The sequence below is a fragment of the Stenotrophomonas sp. 05N37 genome, assembly GCF_056397365.1.
Genome location: NZ_JBFTNG010000013.1, coordinates 22,801 through 38,617, shown reverse-complemented (window position 1 = coordinate 38,617; position 15,817 = coordinate 22,801). Strand labels below are relative to the sequence as shown.

At 67.3% G+C, this 15,817-nt stretch carries 13 protein-coding genes; 6 read left to right on the top strand and 7 right to left on the bottom strand.

Going from position 1 to position 15,817, the window contains the following annotated elements:
* Positions 1-229 precede the first annotated feature (229 nt).
* Positions 230-1,321 (bottom strand): OmpA family protein, encoded by a 1,092-nt coding sequence (locus AC1DGC_RS20025; RefSeq protein WP_259209936.1) that lies wholly within the window; start codon positions 1,319-1,321, stop codon positions 230-232.
* Between the two features lie 368 nt (positions 1,322-1,689).
* Between AC1DGC_RS20025 and AC1DGC_RS20020 the strand changes: the two genes are divergently transcribed.
* The 5 genes from AC1DGC_RS20020 (at position 1,690) to AC1DGC_RS20000 (ending at position 7,103) form a co-directional block, all read left to right on the top strand.
* On the top strand, positions 1,690-2,715 hold the full coding sequence (locus AC1DGC_RS20020) for a zinc-binding alcohol dehydrogenase family protein (protein ID WP_478048677.1): 1,026 nt from the start codon (positions 1,690-1,692) through the stop codon (positions 2,713-2,715).
* A gap of 108 nt (positions 2,716-2,823) precedes the next feature.
* A complete protein-coding gene (gene yczE, locus AC1DGC_RS20015) occupies positions 2,824-3,444 on the top strand; it encodes a membrane protein YczE (protein ID WP_478048676.1) in 621 nt (206 codons plus the stop codon).
* 166 nt (positions 3,445-3,610) lie between these two features.
* Entirely contained in the window at positions 3,611-5,656 is a 2,046-nt protein-coding gene (locus AC1DGC_RS20010; RefSeq protein ID WP_394163975.1) for an oxidoreductase, read from the top strand.
* A 290-nt stretch (positions 5,657-5,946) separates the two neighbouring features.
* Positions 5,947-6,405: a cell wall hydrolase gene (locus tag AC1DGC_RS20005; protein ID WP_259209928.1), complete on the top strand. Its 459-nt coding sequence runs from the start codon at positions 5,947-5,949 to the stop codon at positions 6,403-6,405.
* 86 nt (positions 6,406-6,491) lie between these two features.
* Positions 6,492-7,103, top strand: coding sequence for a glutathione S-transferase N-terminal domain-containing protein (locus AC1DGC_RS20000; protein ID WP_259209927.1), 612 nt, complete (start codon positions 6,492-6,494; stop codon positions 7,101-7,103).
* 85 nt (positions 7,104-7,188) lie between these two features.
* Here AC1DGC_RS20000 and AC1DGC_RS19995 read toward each other — a convergent pair whose 3' ends face one another.
* From AC1DGC_RS19995 to AC1DGC_RS19970, 6 genes are all read right to left on the bottom strand, one after another.
* Positions 7,189-8,247, bottom strand: coding sequence for a suppressor of fused domain protein (locus AC1DGC_RS19995; protein WP_478048675.1), 1,059 nt, complete (start codon positions 8,245-8,247; stop codon positions 7,189-7,191).
* 77 nt (positions 8,248-8,324) lie between these two features.
* Positions 8,325-8,855, bottom strand: coding sequence for a hypothetical protein (locus AC1DGC_RS19990; protein WP_478048674.1), 531 nt, complete (start codon positions 8,853-8,855; stop codon positions 8,325-8,327).
* Positions 8,856-9,078: 223 nt separating this feature from the next.
* Positions 9,079-9,285, bottom strand: a complete 207-nt coding sequence (locus AC1DGC_RS19985; RefSeq protein WP_478048673.1) for a hypothetical protein — start codon at positions 9,283-9,285, stop codon at positions 9,079-9,081.
* A gap of 86 nt (positions 9,286-9,371) precedes the next feature.
* Entirely contained in the window at positions 9,372-11,249 is a 1,878-nt protein-coding gene (prpE, locus tag AC1DGC_RS19980; RefSeq protein WP_478048672.1) for a propionate--CoA ligase, read from the bottom strand.
* Between the two features lie 862 nt (positions 11,250-12,111).
* Positions 12,112-13,098 carry a malate dehydrogenase gene (locus AC1DGC_RS19975; RefSeq protein ID WP_394163981.1) on the bottom strand — a complete coding sequence of 329 codons (987 nt, stop codon included), beginning with the start codon at positions 13,096-13,098 and terminating at the stop codon, positions 12,112-12,114.
* Between the two features lie 124 nt (positions 13,099-13,222).
* Positions 13,223-13,717, bottom strand: a complete 495-nt coding sequence (locus AC1DGC_RS19970; protein WP_478048671.1) for a peptidylprolyl isomerase — start codon at positions 13,715-13,717, stop codon at positions 13,223-13,225.
* Positions 13,718-13,964: 247 nt separating this feature from the next.
* Here AC1DGC_RS19970 and typA point away from each other — a divergent pair, with 247 nt between their 5' ends.
* Entirely contained in the window at positions 13,965-15,812 is a 1,848-nt protein-coding gene (gene typA, locus AC1DGC_RS19965; RefSeq protein ID WP_259209915.1) for a translational GTPase TypA, read from the top strand.
* Positions 15,813-15,817 lie beyond the last annotated feature (5 nt).

The following is a 15,817-nucleotide window of genomic DNA, read 5'->3' as shown; positions in this document are numbered from 1 at the left end:
GGTCCCATGCCCTTTCCGGCGAATGTCCCCCGGCGTCGGCCTGCGGCCGCCCCCTCCTCCTTTATTTCGCCTCCAAGGGCATGGGACCCCAGCGCCCGACCCACCGACACCCGCGTCACCAACGCTCCAAAGCGCGCCACATGCTTGTCGCCGCCCGGGATGGAAAAAAGAACAAAAAAAAGGGCCCGGCAATGCCGGGCCCTCTTCTGAGGCTGTACTACCAGAAGGATTAGTTCTGGACGTTCAGCTCGGTACGACGGTTCTTTGCACGACCTTCCGGGTTGTCCGAACCATCCGGGTTGGTGTTCGGTGCAATCGGACGGCTCTCGCCGTAGCCGATCGGACCCACCAGACGCGAAGCGGACACGCCGTTCTTGGTCAGGTAGTCATACACGGTGGTGGCGCGACGCTCCGACAGCTTCTGGTTGTAAGCGTCGGTACCCTTCGAGTCGGTGTGACCGGCAACTTCAACGCGCAGATCCGGGTAACGCTTCAGGATCTCGGTGGCTTCGCTCAGGATCGCCACGGCGTCCGGACGCAGGGTCGCCTTGTCGAAGTCGAAGTTCACGCCCTTCAGATCGATGGAGACCGGCACCGGGCAACCGTCCGGACCGATGGTCTGACCCGGCTGCGAATCCGGGCACTTGTCGTCGCAGTTGTTGACGCCGTCGCCGTCGTCATCCAGGTCTGCGCAGCTCGGAGCCACCGGAGCCGGGGCAACCACAGCAGCGGTCGGGGCCGGGCCCAGCGGAATCACGACGCCGACCGAAGCCAGCACGTCGCCGAACCAGCTCTCGTCCGGAGCGGAAACGCTCTGGTCGTCGAAATCAGCGCGGTAGGCCACTTCGGCGCGGACAGCAACGCGCTTTTCGAAGGTGGTCTGCAGGCCGACACCGACCTTGGCGCCGAGGTTGCCGTCCTTGCGCTCACGCGGACCGTTCAGGTTCAGCGAGCCGTACTCTTCTTCCGACTTCTGGTAGCCCAGACCCATCAGCAGGTAGGGGTTCCAGCCGCGGCCTTCAGAGATGAAGTGGCGACGCAGGTCGAGCGAGACGCCGTACTGGCTCCAGTTCAGATCCTGGTTGGCATCGAAGTTCGGGTTCTGGTAGTTCAGCTCGCCGTCCAGCGACCAGTTGGGGCTGATGAACTTACCGAGGCCCAGGGTCACGAACGGAGCGTCGTTGGTCAGACGGTCGCTATCCTGGAAGTTGAAGCCGGCCGAACCGGTCAGGTACCAGCGGTCATCAAAATCCTGCGCCGATGCAGCCTGGGCGAAAGCCAGACCGCCCAGCAGCGCGGCAGTAAGGATCTTCTTGTTCATTGAGTACAGCTCCTATTTCGGGGGTATGAAACCGGTAGAGGCATGGGCCAGCACCTGCGTCGTTTTCAGACTGCCGATTCAGCACGCCACCGCCGCGAACATTATGCTCAGGAGGGTGAAGGTGATGTTAACGGTCACGTAACATGTGAAGACGACTGCCAGACCTCTACCCGGCCCAGCTGGTGGCACCCTATACAGGTTGATGAAATTGCGCAAGACCCAGCAACGACAAGGGTTTTCGCATCCCCTACCGGGCGTGTCACATCCGCCGCATTATTCCGCAGCGCAACGCGCAGCGTCTCGATTCAGCGCAGGAACAGCGTTGTATACGGTCGTATGATGGATGCGAATCCTGCGTGGGAGCCGCCATGAAAGCCGTGGGTTTAACGCGTTACCTGCCGATCGACGACCCCGCCTCGCTGCTCGACCTGAACGTGCCGCCACCGGGAATTCCCACCGGCGCGGATCTGCTGATCCGCGTCCACGCGGTATCGGTCAACCCGGTGGACACCAAACAACGCGCGCCGCGCGCGCAGCAAGAGGACCCGCCGCGCATCCTCGGCTACGACGCCGCCGGCGTGGTGGACGCGGTCGGGCCGGAGGTGACCGCGTTCCTGCCCGGTGACGAAGTCTATTACGCCGGCGATGTCACCCGTCCCGGCTGCAACGCGCAGTGGCAGTGGGTGGATGAGCGGTTGGTGGGGCGCAAGCCGGCCACGCTGGATTTCGCCGATGCCGCCGCATTGCCGCTGACCGCGTTGACCGCGTGGGAACTGCTGTTCCAGCGCATGCCATTACAGTTCGATGACCGCCGTCATGCCGGCCAGGTACTGCTGGTCATCGGCGGCGCCGGCGGCGTGGGCTCGATCGCGATCCAGTTGGCGCGCCACGCGGGCTTCACCGTGGTGGCCACCGCCTCGCGCGAAGCCTCCGTGCAGTGGTGCCGGCAGATGGGCGCCCACCACGTGATCGACCATCGCCACCCCTTGCCCGCCCAGCTGCAGGCATTGGACATCGCGCAGGTGCATGTCGCCCTCAACCTCGCCGACACCGACCGCTATTGGGACGTGCTGGGGGAGCTGCTGGCACCGCAGGGGCATGTGGGCCTGATCGTCGAGCCGCGCGATGCAGTGCGCATCGGCGACCCGTACAAGGCCAAGTGCATCGGGATCCATTGGGAATTCATGTTCGCCCGCGCCAGGTTCCGCACTGCGGACAGGATCGAACAGCACCGCATCCTGAGCCGGGTAGCCAGCCTGGTCGACGCCGGCGCGCTGCGCAGCACGCGCAGTGCGCACCTGGGCGTGATCAATGCGGCCAACCTGCGCCAGGCCCACCGCCAATTGGAAAGCGGCAGCACGATCGGCAAGCTGGTGCTGTCCGGCTGGGAGTGACGGCACCCGCGCGCCGACCGCGGCTGTCGGCGCACATTGCCACCTATCTGTATCTGTCGGCCCTCCCCCGCCCGACCTACATTCAAGGGCCCTCCCGGTGATGTCGCCATGCCCACCTCGCTCCCGCTGCGCCTGCTGCAACTGCTGCAACTGCTGATCGGCCTGTTCCTGTACGGCATGGGGGCGGCAGTGATGATCCGCGCCGCGATCGGGGTGGCGCCCTGGGACGTGCTTTCTCAGGGCATCGCCCTGCAGACGCCCCTGTCGTTCGGCGTGGCCACCAATGTTGTCGGCGCGCTGGTGCTGCTGCTGTGGTGGCCGATCCGCCAGAAGCCCGGCCTGGGCACGGTGCTCAACGTGATGCTGATCGGCCCCAGCGCGCAGTTCGGCCTGTGGCTGCTGCCGGAGGTGCATGGCCTGGCGTGGCAGATCCCGATGTTCCTGTCCGGCCTGTTGATCGTCGCCCTGGCCACCGGCCTGTACATCGGCGCGCGTTTCGGCCCCGGCCCCCGCGATGGCCTGATGACCGGCCTGCACGCCCGCACCGGCTGGCCGATCTGGGTGGTGCGCAGCGGGATCGAAGGCAGCGTGCTGGTCATCGGCTGGCAGCTCGGCGGCAACGTCGGCGTCGGCACCCTCGCCTTCGCGCTGTTGATCGGCCCACTGTGCGGCGTGACCCTGCCGCTGTTCGGCATCCGCAAGCCTGCCCCGGCGGCAGCCACGCCCTGAGGGCATCCGGGCCCGCGTAGTGCTGGCCAATGGTGGCGGCATGCCCGGGGGCCCGTGGTTCGCACCGCAAACCGCGGGCGAAGCGCGAAGGATGCCGCGAAGCGCCCCCTTGCTTGTGAGGGCCTTTCGCGGCACCCTTCGCGCTTCCGTACGCAAGCGTATCGACATGTCGCCAGCCGCCGAGTCCCCCGCCGAATCCCCCGCCTATCCGCACCTGTTCGCTCCGCTGGACCTGGGCTTCACCCAGCTGCGCAATCGCATCCTGATGGGGTCCATGCACACCGGCCTGGAGGACCGCGCCCGCGACTTCCCGCGCCTGGCCGCCTACTTCGCCGAGCGCGCTGCCGGCGGCGTGGGGCTGATCGTCACCGGCGGCTTTGCGCCGAACGTGGTCGGCTGGCTCAAGCCGTTCGGCGGCAAATTGTCCTGGCCGTGGGAGGTCCGCCCGCATCGCCAGGTGACGGCCGCGGTGCACGCCAACGGCGGCAAGATCTGCCTGCAGCTGCTGCATGCCGGCCGCTATGCCTACCACCCCCTGTCGGTGGCACCGTCGAAGCAGAAGGCACCGATCAATCCGTTCACCCCCCGCGCGCTGTCCGCCGGCGGCGTGGAGCGCCATATCGCCGATTACGCGCGCAGCGCTCGGCTGGCGCGCGAGGCCGGCTATGACGGCGTCGAAGTGATGGGCTCGGAAGGCTATCTGATCAACGAGTTCATCGCCCCGCGCACCAACAAGCGCACCGACCGCTGGGGCGGCGATGCTGCCCAGCGCATGCGCTTTGCGGTGGAGATCGTGCGCCGCATCCGCGAAGCGTGCGGCCCGGACTTCATCATCATCTACCGCCTGTCGCTGGTCGACCTGGTCGAGGACGGCAGCAACTGGGCGGAAATCGTGGAGCAGGCCAAGGCGATCGAAGCCGCCGGCGCCACGCTGATCAACGCCGGCATCGGCTGGCATGAAGCACGCATCCCCACCATCGCCACCTCGGTTCCGCGCGCGGCGTTCGCCGGGGTCACCGCCAAGCTGAAGCCGCACGTGCAGGTGCCGGTGATCGCCACCAACCGCATCAACATGCCCGACGTGGCCGAGCGCATCCTGGCCGGCGGCGGCGCGGACATGGTGTCGCTGGCGCGCCCGTTGCTGGCCGATCCGGAGTGGGCCAACAAGGCCCGCGCCGGTCGGCCCGAGGCGATCAATACCTGCATTGCCTGCAACCAGGCGTGCCTGGACCACGTGTTCGAGAACAAGACCGCCAGCTGCCTGGTCAACCCGCGTGCCGCGCACGAGACCGAGCTGGTCTACCGCCCGGTTACCGTGGCCAAGCGCGTGGCGGTGGTCGGCGCCGGCCCCGCCGGCCTGGCGTGCGCCACGGTCGCGGCCGGGCGCGGCCACGCGGTCACCCTGTTCGACGCCGGCAGCGAGATCGGCGGCCAGTTCAACGTGGCCAAGCGCATCCCGGGCAAGGAAGAATTCCACGAGACCCTGCGGTACTTCCGCCACACCCTCGAGCAGACCGGCGTGGACGTGAAGCTGGGTACCGTGGCCGACGTGGCCACGCTGGCCGGCTTCGACGAGGTGGTGGTGGCCACCGGGATCACCCCGCGTCGGGTCGACTTCCCCGGCGCCGACCACCCCAAGGTGGTCAACTACCTGGACGTACTGCTTGGCCGGGTCCAGGCCGGCGCACAGGTGGCGATCATCGGCGCTGGCGGGATCGGCTTCGATGTCGGCGAGTTCCTCGTCCATGATGGTCCGTCCAGCGCGCTGGACCCGGCCCGCTGGATGGCCGAATGGGGCGTGGATCCCACCTTCGAAGGGCGCGGCGCGTTGGCCAGGCCGGCGCCGGAGCCGGCCGCGCGCAAGGTCTGGCTGCTGCAGCGCAGCCCGGGCAAGCCCGGCGCCCGGCTGGGCAAGACCACCGGCTGGATCCATCGCGCCACGCTCAAGGCCAAGGGCGTGAAAATGCTCGGCGGCGTGGAGTACCTGGGCGTGGACGATGACGGCCTGCGCATCCGCATCGATGGCCAGGAACAGACCCTCCCGGTCGACCACGTGGTGGTCTGCGCCGGGCAGGAACCGCGCCGCGATCTGCATGCGGCACTGCAGGCGGCCGGGATCAACGCGCACCTGATCGGCGGCGCGGATGTCGCCGCGGAACTGGACGCCAAGCGCGCCATCCACCAGGGAAGCCACCTCGCCGCCGCACTCTGAGGGCGCCCGACAGCGACCTGAATACGGGCCCGTGAACGCGATCCGGGCCCCGCTCCGAACCTGAATGTCAAGCCTTCGGGTTCAGGATGCATTGGGAAATGGCCCCCTATCGTGCGCCAACTTTCCCGCTCACCACCCAGTTCGAGTGAGCGCGCGGACCCCACGTCTTGTTCGGGTCCGCTCCCGGGCGGCCCCGATGGCCGCCTCCCCATGACGCCAAGTCGTACCCTCGCCCCGTCCGCACGATCGGATGGACAGCCAGGTGCGGCCCACACGGAGCAAGGAGATTTATGAAACTGGCCTGGATTCTCTGGCTGTCACAGTTGTTGCCACAGCCTGCCGCCGATTCGTTGTGCCTGAGCACGACCGTCTACCTCGAAGCGCGTGACCAGACCCTGCGCGGCCAGCAAGCCGTCGCGGAAGTGGCCCTGCGCCGGCTGGACAGCGGCCTGTGGGGCGACTCGATGTGCAAGGTGGTCACCGCGCGCAAGCAGTTCGCCCCGACCATCGTCGCCCCCGGCACCCAGCTGGGCAACGCGGACGCCTGGCAGGAAGCGATGACCGTGGCCTTCGATGCCGAGCGCAACTGGGCCCTGCCGGCCGGTGAGCGCAAGGAGATCGTGCCCGGGGCGAGCCACTTCGCCGCGCTGTCGATCGCCAACCCGAGCTGGCGCAACGCCTACCAGGTGGCCACGATCGGCGACCACACCTTCTACCGCGTGCAGAAACTCAAGCCGCGCGCGTCGTAACGATCTGTTACGGCCATACCGTTGAGGATACGGGTCCCGCTCTGGAATAGTGAGCGGCTGCCCCATCACCTCCCAACGGAGTTCCCATGAAGCTGTACAGCAAGCCCGGTGCCTGCTCCACCGCCGACCACATCGCCCTGCAGTGGACCGGCCAGCCGTTCGAGGTGGAACTGCTCGACAAGGACACCCTGAAGGCGCCGGCGTTCCTGAAGATCAATCCGGCCGGCTCGGTGCCGGCGGTGGTCGATGGCGATTTCATCCTGACCCAGAACGCGGCGATCATGGGCTACATCGCCGATACCTACCCGCAGGCCGGCCTGGCCGGTGACGGCAGCGCCCAGCAGCGCGCCGAGGCCACCCGCTGGTTGTCCTTCGTCAACTCGGACCTGCACCCGGCGTTCAAGCCGCTGTTCGGCCCGGGCACCTTCATCGAAGACGACAGCCAGTACGACGCCATCCGCGCCACCGCGCTCAAGCGCCTGCGCGGCCTGTTCGAACGTGCCGACAAGCAGCTCGCCGACCGCCCGTGGCTGGCCGGTTTCCGCAGCTTTGCCGACCCCTACTTCTACATCACCCTGCGCTGGGCGGCGGGCGCCAAGGTCGACCTGAGCGGCCTGGACAACATCGCCGCCTACAAGAAGCGCATGGACGCCGATGCCGGCGTGCAGGCCACGCTGAAGGCCGAAGGCCTGAGCTGAGTCGCTCGGCGTTGCGCATATATAAGAAGAGAGCCCGGCACTGCCGGGCTCTCTTTTTTGTGTGGCGGTAGCACCCTGCGCCCTGCTAGCCGAGCGTACGCACCACGTTGCCGCTGGCGTCGCGCAGCTCGGTCGGCACCACCCGGATCCACAGGCGGCCACCGGGCAGCGGGTAGGTGCCGCGCTGGGCCTGCACGTGCTCCAGCACGCCGCGCAGGGTGGCCGGGCTGAGCACGCAGCGCGCGCTGTCCTGTTCGAGCGCGACATTGTCGGCCTCGCCCGGCTCGAAGCGCCAGCTTCGCTCGCGGTCGGCCAGGGTCAGCGCACGGCCGTGGTCGAGCCGCAGTGGCAACAGCTCCAGCACGCCCGGCACCTGGCCGGCGCCGAGCACCAGTTCAACGGTGTCGCCCTCCACCGCCCATCCAAGCGTTTCGATGAACAGCATGCCGGTGGTGGAGCCCTCGCGGGCGCTGCCGGCCTCGACCGCCGCGGCCAGCGCCGGATCGGCCAGCAGCGAGCCGCGGTGCAGGTCGGTGATCCACAGCGGCATGGCCGGCGCCAACGCGTCCAGCACGCCCTGCGTCGACCAGCGCCGCACCGCGGCCATCTCCTCATCGCTCAGGCCCACCACCTGCAGGAAACGCACACGGCCGTTGGCGGTGTCACGCGCCGGCAGTTGCGGATCCTCGACCAGGGCCAGGTGGCGCAGCACGGTATCGGTCTCCAGCGCGATCGGACCGTTGGCGTCCAGATGATGGCCGGCCTCGAACACATTGCCGCTGCCGAACACATAACGCGCCAGGTTCTGCAGCAGGTTCATCGGCCACACCGGCGGCGCGGCGTCCGGCCCCTCTCCCGGCGCGGCGGCCAGGCGGAAGGTCAGTTCGAAGCCGTAGCCGCTGTCAGCCGCGTCATCGCTCTGCTTGTCGTACAGCTCGGAGAAGCCGTAGGTGACGTAGTGCCAGTGCGGGCGCGGGGCGTCGGCCCAGTACACGCTGATGCCGTCCAGCGGATCGTCGCCGCCCAATGTGTAGGGCAGCGCCGTGCCGTAATGCTTCGGCTCCTGGCCGGGATACAGCGCGGCCAGCGCCGCGTTGATCGCATCCCAGCCCGGGGTGCCGTCATCGTCCTTCGTGGGGTCCATCGCGTGGCTCCTGCGGGTGTAGCCAGGCAAGGTAACGCCCGGGCGCGACGACCACCACCCTTCCAAGACGCCACGATTCAGCCAGGAACCGCGCTCGCCGTGTCCGGCACCGCTGTCGCTGGCGCGGCGGGTGCGTCGAGCAGCGCATGGGTATCGCTCAGCCAGCGGCTGGCCAACGCCGGGCTCCTGGCCTTGGCGACCGCGGCGGCCATGTCCGGCCACAGTTTCTCCAACGCGCCGGCATCGGTGCAGCGCTCGATCTTGAGCTGCATGAAATAGCCCTTGAGCCCGAGGTGCCTGCGCACCGATTCGCTCATCCAGTCGTACAGGCGCTTGTAAAGGTCCGGATCCTGCTCGCGGCCGGCGGTGAGCGTGCGCGCGGCCGGCGCCGCAACCGCGCCGCCAACCACTTCGATCAGTCCGGCCTGCGCCAGTTGTGCCAATGCGTCCTCCGGCGCGCGCAGGCCCGGTAACAGCGCGGTCAACGCGTCGTCATCGCGCTGACCATCGACCATCAGCAGAATGGACCGCAATGCCGGCGGCAGGCGCCGCGCGCGGTCTTCGATTTCCTGACGGCCCGCGGCCGTCTTGGCATGGATGTAGGCCATGTGGTGGTTCCCCCTGTCACTGCGGTGTTGCCACGCCCGGCAGCCAGCCCTCGGCCGGTGCCCATGCGTCCCCTTGCGACCGTTCCAGGTGGTTGCCCACGCCGGCGCCCCCGTGCGCGCCGTGTCCCCAGCACGCACCGCCAGGCCCCGGGGCCTGCAGCGGTCACGTTCGGAGCTTACCTGAGGCCGGCCGACACCGATAATGCGCTGCAGCACGCATCGGTCAGGCGTCGGCGCGGAACTGCAGATGCCGGCGGTAGCGCGGATGAGGACCAGGAGCAGGACCGGCAACGCGATCGTGCAGGAGGTTCAGTGGTCGCGAGTGCCACCCCGCCTCGGCAATCGGATACACCGCATGGGCCAGCAGGCCGCCCCAGCCGATCGCCGCAGCCAGCGCCCTGCCCGCCCGCATCCTGTATTCGACAGCCATGCTGCGCCGCACGGCGACCGGGTCCGCCGCGGCCCCATCCGGGGCCGCGCCTGCATGTTCTTCCCCGGCGAAGCGGACGGTGCGGGTCAGTGCCCCAGCGCGCGCCGGATCTCGTCCAGGGCCGCCGGATCATCCAGCGTGGACAGATCGCCCGGATCACGCTCTTCGGCCAGCGCCTGCAGCGAGCGCCGCAGCAGCTTGCCCGAGCGGGTCTTGGGCAGGGCGTTGACGATGTGGATGTGCGCCGGTCGCGCCAGCGCGCCCAGCGACTGGGTCACCCGCTGCATCATCTCGGTGATCACCGCGCTGCCGTCACCCTCCACCGCCTGGCGCAGGGTGACGAACACCAGCGGCACCTGGCCCTTCAACTCGTCCTTGACCCCGATCACCGCCGCCTCGGCCACCAGCGGGTGGCCGGAGATGCACTCTTCGATCTCGCGCGTGCCCAGGCGGTGCCCGGCCACGTTGATCACATCGTCGGTGCGGCCCAGGATGAAGGTGTAGCCATCCTCGTCGCGGATCGCCCAGTCCAGCGAGCTGTACAGCAGCTCCTTGAAGTGGCTGAAATAGCTCTGCAGGAAGCGGTCGTCGTCCTTCCATACCGTGCTCATGCAGCCCGGCGGCAACGGCGGGGTCATCACCAGCACGCCCTTCTGCCCGGGCGCGACTTCGTCGCCGGTGTTCTCGTCGATCACCTTCATCTTGTAGCCGAGGTTGGGGAAGCCGGGCGAGCCGAAGCGCACCGGCTTCATGTCCACGCCGGGCAGCAATGTCAGCGCCGGCCAGCCGGTTTCGGTCTGCCAGTAGTTGTCGATGATCGGCTTGCCCAGCGCATCGTTGATCCAGTGCGCGGTCGGCTCGTCGAGGGGTTCGCCGGCCAGGAACACGTACTTGAGCGCATCCAGGTCGTGGCGGGTGATGAAGTCGGTGTCGTGCTTCTTCAGCACGCGGATGGCGGTGGGCGAGGAGAACAGCGTGCGCACGCCATACTGCTCGCACAGTGCCCACCAGATGCCGGGGTCGGGGTGGGTCGGCAGCCCTTCGTAGAGCAGCGAGGTGCAGCCACCGATCAGCGGCCCGTACACGTTGTAGGAATGGCCAACCGCCCAGCCCACGTCCGAGGTGGAGAACATCACCTGTCCCGGCTTGCAGTCGAACACGGTCTGCATCGACTGCGCCATCGCCACCGCGTAGCCGCCCACATCACGCTGCACGCCCTTGGGCTTGCCGGTGGTGCCGGAGGTATACAGCAGGTAGCTGGGCTCGCTGGATTCCAGCCACACCACGGGCACGTCCTGGTCGCCGACTTCCTCGCGCAAGGTGGCGTAGTCGAGGTCGCGGCCGGGCACCTTCGGCTCGGCCGGGTCCAGCCCGCGCGACACGATCAGCACGTGCGGCGGTGGCGAGGCGGCTTCGGCGCACGCGGCATCCACCATCGCCTTGTACGGAATGACCTTGCCGCCGCGCTTGCCGGCATCGGCGGCGATCAGCAGCTTGGGTTGGGCATCGTCGATGCGCAGTGCCAGGTTGTGCGCGGCGAAGCCGCCAAACACCACCGAGTGGATCGCGCCGATGCGGGCGCAGGCCAGCATCGCGAACACCGCTTCGGCCATGTTCGGCATGTAGATCACCACGCGGTCGCCGCGGCCAACGTCCAGCCGCTGCAGCACGGCGGCGAAAGCGTTCACCTCGCGATACAGCTCGCGGTAGGTGATCTCGCGGGTCACGTCGGTCTCGGTGGAGATGGCCACCAGCGCCAGCTGGTCGGGTCGATCGGCCAGGTGCCGATCGACCGCGTTGTAACAGAGGTTGGTTTCCCCACCGACGAACCAGCGCCGGAACGGTGGGGTGCTGTAGTCGAGGATCTGCTCCGGTGCCTTGTGCCAGTAGATGCGCTGCGCCTCCTCGGCCCAGAACGCCTCGGGTTCATCGATGGATCGTCGGTACATTTCCTCGTAACGCATGACAGCCCTCCCAGACAAAGCCATGGGATCGAGCATAGTCCGATGGTCGGTGCCCGACCGTCCGACCTTGGTCGTAGGGCCCGGTAGAGCCGAGCCATGCTCGGCTGCGTCGGCACCGATCATTGCCGTGCTGCGCACGGCCAAGTAGAGCCGAGCCATGCTCGGCTGCTTCGGCACCGATCATTGCCGTGCTGCGCACGCCCGGGTAGAGCCGAGCCATGCTCGGCTGCTTCGGCACCGATCATTGCCGTGCTGCGCACGGCCGGGTAGAGCCGAGCCATGCTCGGCTGCGTCGGCGCCGATCGTTGCCGTGCTGCGCACGGCCAGCCGAGCATGGCTCGGCTCTACCGGGTGGTCCATCGGCAGATCCCTGACCAGCGTGTACCCATCGTTTGTCGAACAGGGTCCGATGGTGAGGCGTGGGCCGTCCGACCTCGGTCGCAGGGCCGGGTAGAGCCGAGCCATGCTCGGCTGCTTCGGCGCCGATCGTTGCCGTGCCGCCCACGGCCAGCCGAGCATGGCTCGGCTCTACCGGGGCGTGCACCGGCAGATCCTTGACCAGCGTGTACCCACCGTTTGTCGAGCAGAGTCCGTTGGTAAGGCATGGGACGCCCGACCTCGGTCGCACGGCCGGGTAGAGCCGAGCCATGCTCGGCTGCTTCGGCGCCGATCGTAGCCGTGCTGCGCACGGCCGGGTAGAGCCGAGCCATGCTCGGCTGCTTCGGCGCCGATCATTGCCGTGCCGCCCACGGCCAGCCGAGCATGGCTCGGCTCTACCGGACGGGCAAAAAAAAACGCCAGGCGATGCCTGGCGTTTTTCGTCAACTCACCGACCAACGGTCGGTATGTGCCCGCGGATCGATCAACCCAGCAGGTGGGCCACGCCGGCGCGCTCTTCTTCCAGCTCGGCCAGGGTCTTGTCGATGTACTTCTGGCTGAAGTCGTCCACCGGCAGGTCCTTGACCAGGGTGTACTCACCGTTTTCGGTGGTGACCGCGAAGCCGAAGATCACGCCTTCCGGGATGCCATAGGAGCCGTCGGACGGCACGCCCATGGTGACCCACTTGCCGTTGCTGCCCAGCACCCAGTCACGGATGTGGTCGACGGCGGCATTGGCGGCCGAGGCGGCCGAGGACGAGCCACGGGCTTCGATGATCGCCGCGCCGCGCTTGCCCACGGTCGGGATGAAGGTGGACGCGTTCCATTCCTGGTCGTTGATCGCTTCGGCGATGGAGGCACCCTCGGCGGTGGCGAAACGGTAGTCCGGGTACATGGTCGGGCTGTGGTTGCCCCACACGATCAGCTTCTCCATGCCACCGACCGGCTTGCCGAGCTTGGTCGACAGCTGGCTCAGCGCACGGTTGTGGTCCAGGCGCAGCATGGCGGTGAAGTTGCGCGGGTTCAGGTCCGGTGCCGACTTCATGGCGATGTAGGCATTGGTGTTGGCCGGGTTGCCGACCACCAGCACCTTGACGTCACGCTTGGCGACCTTGTTCAACGCCGCGCCCTGCGCGGTGAAGATCTTGGCGTTTTCCAGCAGCAGGTCCTTGCGCTCCATGCCCGGGCCGCGCGGACGCGCGCCGACCAGCAGGGCGATGTCGGCGTCCTTGAAGGCCACTTCGGCGTCGTCGGTACCGACCATGCCGGCCAGCAGCGGGAACGCGCAGTCTTCCAGTTCCATCATCACGCCGCGCAGGGCGGCCTGGGCCTTGTCGACCGGCAGCTCGAGCAGCTGCAGGATGACCGGCTGGTCCTTGCCCAGCATGTCGCCGGAGGCGATGCGGAACAGCAGGGCGTAGCCGATCTGGCCGGCGGCGCCGGTCACGGCAACACGAACAGGTGCTTTCATGGGGATTTCCTCTGCTAAGAAGCTAAGAAGCGATGGGGGAGATGGCCGCGCGGGCGGGGACAGGCCTGGCGGGGCGGCCGGAACGTGAAAACGGCCCCCTTCACAGGGGGCCGTCGGGATCGGATCAGGCGGCCGGGATGAGCTTGTTCCACTCGGCCACGCGGTCGGCCTGGGCGGCCAGCACGGCGTCGGTGTCGCCTTCCAGGGTGATCGAGTGGATCACGTCGCCCTGCTTCACCGAATCGACGATGGCCTGACCCTCCAGGACCTGGCCGAACACGGTGTGCTTGCCGTCCAGCCAATCGGTCTTGATGTGGGTGATGAAGAACTGGCTGCCGTTGGTGTTCGGGCCGGCATTGGCCATCGACAGCGAACCCACCTGGTGACGCACGCCGTTCTTCTCGTCCTCGAACTTGTAGCCCGGGCCGCCGGTGCCACGACCCTGCGGGCAACCGCCCTGGATCATGAAATCGGGGATCACGCGGTGGAAGATCAGGCCGTCATAGAAGCCGTGCTTGACCAGGTTCACGAAGTTGGCGACGGTCAGCGGGGCCTTGTCGGCGAACAGCTCGACCTTGATCGGGCCCTGGGTGGTGTCGAAAGTGGCGATGAGGGACATGCAAATCCTTGGGGTACGGGGGTTTGTCGTTAGCCCCATAGGATACACCCGGGACTCGCAGGGGGCCTGCCTGACGATGGTCGAACACCCCCTCGGCGGCACCCGACCGGTGCTCCGGACAGGCGCCCCTCACAGAGATGAATGCCCGTCCGGCAAGGCTTGCAAGAGACTTTTCGCGATTGGTCATCTTGGCCGTATAATGTTGGACTTCTTTTTCCAAATCCGGCGCCGACTGGCCCCCTTTCGCATGTCTATCGAAAATCTTCGCAACATCGCCATCGTCGCCCACGTCGACCACGGTAAGACCACCCTCGTCGACCAGCTGCTCAAGCAGTCCGGCACCCTCTCCGAGCGCACCGTGCTCGCCGAGCGCGTGATGGACAGCAATGACCAGGAAAAGGAACGCGGCATCACCATCCTGGCCAAGAACACGGCCATCACCTGGGAAGACAAGAAGACCGGTATCAAGAACCGGATCAACATCGTCGACACCCCGGGACACGCCGACTTCGGCGGCGAAGTGGAGCGCGTGCTGTCGATGGTGGACACCGTGCTGATCCTCGTCGACGCGATGGACGGCCCGATGCCGCAGACCCGCTTCGTCACCCAGAAGGCCTTCGCGATGGGCTTCAAGCCGATCGTCGTGGTCAACAAGGTCGACCGCCCGGGCTCGCGTCCGGATTGGGTGATCGACCAGGTCTTCGACCTGTTCGACAAGCTCGGCGCCACCAATGAGCAGCTCGACTTCCCGATCGTCTACGCCTCGGCCCTGAACGGCTATGCCGGCCTGGAAGACAGCGTGCGCGACGGCGACATGACCCCGCTGTACGAAGCGATCATGCAGCACGCGCCGAAGCCGGAAGTGGACCCGGACGGCCCGTTCCAGATGCGCATCAGCCAGCTGGACTACAACAACTTCGTGGGCGTGATCGGCATCGGCCGCATCCAGCGCGGCACCCTGAAGAAGAACATGCAGGTCGCGGTGATCGACCGTGAAGGCAAGAAGCGCAACGGCAAGGTCGCGCAGGTGCTGGGCTTCCTGGGCCTGGAGCGCATCGAGCAGGACACCGCCGAGGCCGGCGACATCGTCGCCATCTCCGGCATCGCCGAGCTGACCATCTCCGACACCCTGTGCCACCCGGACACCCCGGAAGCGCTGCCGGCACTGACCGTCGATGAGCCGACCATCTCGATGACCTTCCAGGTCAACAACTCGCCGTTCGCCGGCAACAAGGACCTGTCCGGTGGCAAGTTCCTGACCAGCCGCCAGATCAAGGACCGCCTGGATCGCGAACAGGTCCACAACGTGGCCCTGAAGGTCGAACAGCTGGAAGACGCCGACAAGTTCCTGGTCTCCGGCCGTGGCGAACTGCACCTGTCGGTGCTGATCGAGAACATGCGTCGCGAAGGCTACGAGCTGGCCGTGTCGCGCCCGGAAGTGATCATCAAGCAGATCGACGGCCAGGCCATGGAGCCGATCGAGCAGCTGGTGGTGGACATCGAAGAGCAGCACCAGGGCGGCGTGATGGAAAAGCTGGGCACCCGCAAGGGCCAGCTGAAGAACATGGAGCCGGACGGCAAGGGCCGCGTGCGCCTGGAATACCAGATCCCGGCCCGTGGCCTGATCGGTTTCCAGAACGAGTTCAAGACCCTGACCCAGGGTTCGGGCCTGCTGTTCCACGTGTTCGACCATTACGGCCCGAAGGAGCAGGGCGCGATCGCCAAGCGCCAGAACGGCGTGATGATCGCCAATGCTCCGGGCGCCACCCCGGCGTACTCCCTGGGGCCGCTGCAGGAACGCGGCAAGCTGTTCGCTGCGGAAGGCGACAATGTGTATGAAGGCCAGCTGGTCGGCATCCACTCCAAGGACAACGACCTGACCGTCAACGCGATCAAGACCAAGCCGCTGACCAACATGCGCGCCTCGGGCAAGGACGATGCGATCCAGCTGACCCCGGCGATCAAGTACTCGCTGGAACAGGCCCTGGACTTCATCGAAGACGACGAGCTGGTCGAGATCACCCCGAAGGAAATCCGCCTGCGCAAGAAGGGCCTGACCGAAAGCGAGCGCAAGAAGGCGTCGCGCGGCGGCTGATCGGA

Coding starts and splice junctions, on each gene's coding strand:
- yczE (WP_478048676.1), top strand. CDS start 2,824: ATGCCCACCTCGCTCCCGCTGCGCCTGCTGCAACTGCTGCAACTGCTG.
- AC1DGC_RS20020 (WP_478048677.1), top strand. CDS start 1,690: ATGAAAGCCGTGGGTTTAACGCGTTACCTGCCGATCGACGACCCCGCC.
- AC1DGC_RS19990 (WP_478048674.1), bottom strand. CDS start 8,855: ATGGCCTACATCCATGCCAAGACGGCCGCGGGCCGTCAGGAAATCGAA.
- typA (WP_259209915.1), top strand. CDS start 13,965: ATGTCTATCGAAAATCTTCGCAACATCGCCATCGTCGCCCACGTCGAC.
- AC1DGC_RS20005 (WP_259209928.1), top strand. CDS start 5,947: ATGAAACTGGCCTGGATTCTCTGGCTGTCACAGTTGTTGCCACAGCCT.
- AC1DGC_RS20000 (WP_259209927.1), top strand. CDS start 6,492: ATGAAGCTGTACAGCAAGCCCGGTGCCTGCTCCACCGCCGACCACATC.
- AC1DGC_RS20025 (WP_259209936.1), bottom strand. CDS start 1,321: ATGAACAAGAAGATCCTTACTGCCGCGCTGCTGGGCGGTCTGGCTTTC.
- AC1DGC_RS19975 (WP_394163981.1), bottom strand. CDS start 13,098: ATGAAAGCACCTGTTCGTGTTGCCGTGACCGGCGCCGCCGGCCAGATC.
- AC1DGC_RS20010 (WP_394163975.1), top strand. CDS start 3,611: ATGTCGCCAGCCGCCGAGTCCCCCGCCGAATCCCCCGCCTATCCGCAC.
- AC1DGC_RS19970 (WP_478048671.1), bottom strand. CDS start 13,717: ATGTCCCTCATCGCCACTTTCGACACCACCCAGGGCCCGATCAAGGTC.
- prpE (WP_478048672.1), bottom strand. CDS start 11,249: ATGCGTTACGAGGAAATGTACCGACGATCCATCGATGAACCCGAGGCG.
- AC1DGC_RS19995 (WP_478048675.1), bottom strand. CDS start 8,247: ATGGACCCCACGAAGGACGATGACGGCACCCCGGGCTGGGATGCGATC.
- AC1DGC_RS19985 (WP_478048673.1), bottom strand. CDS start 9,285: ATGGCTGTCGAATACAGGATGCGGGCGGGCAGGGCGCTGGCTGCGGCG.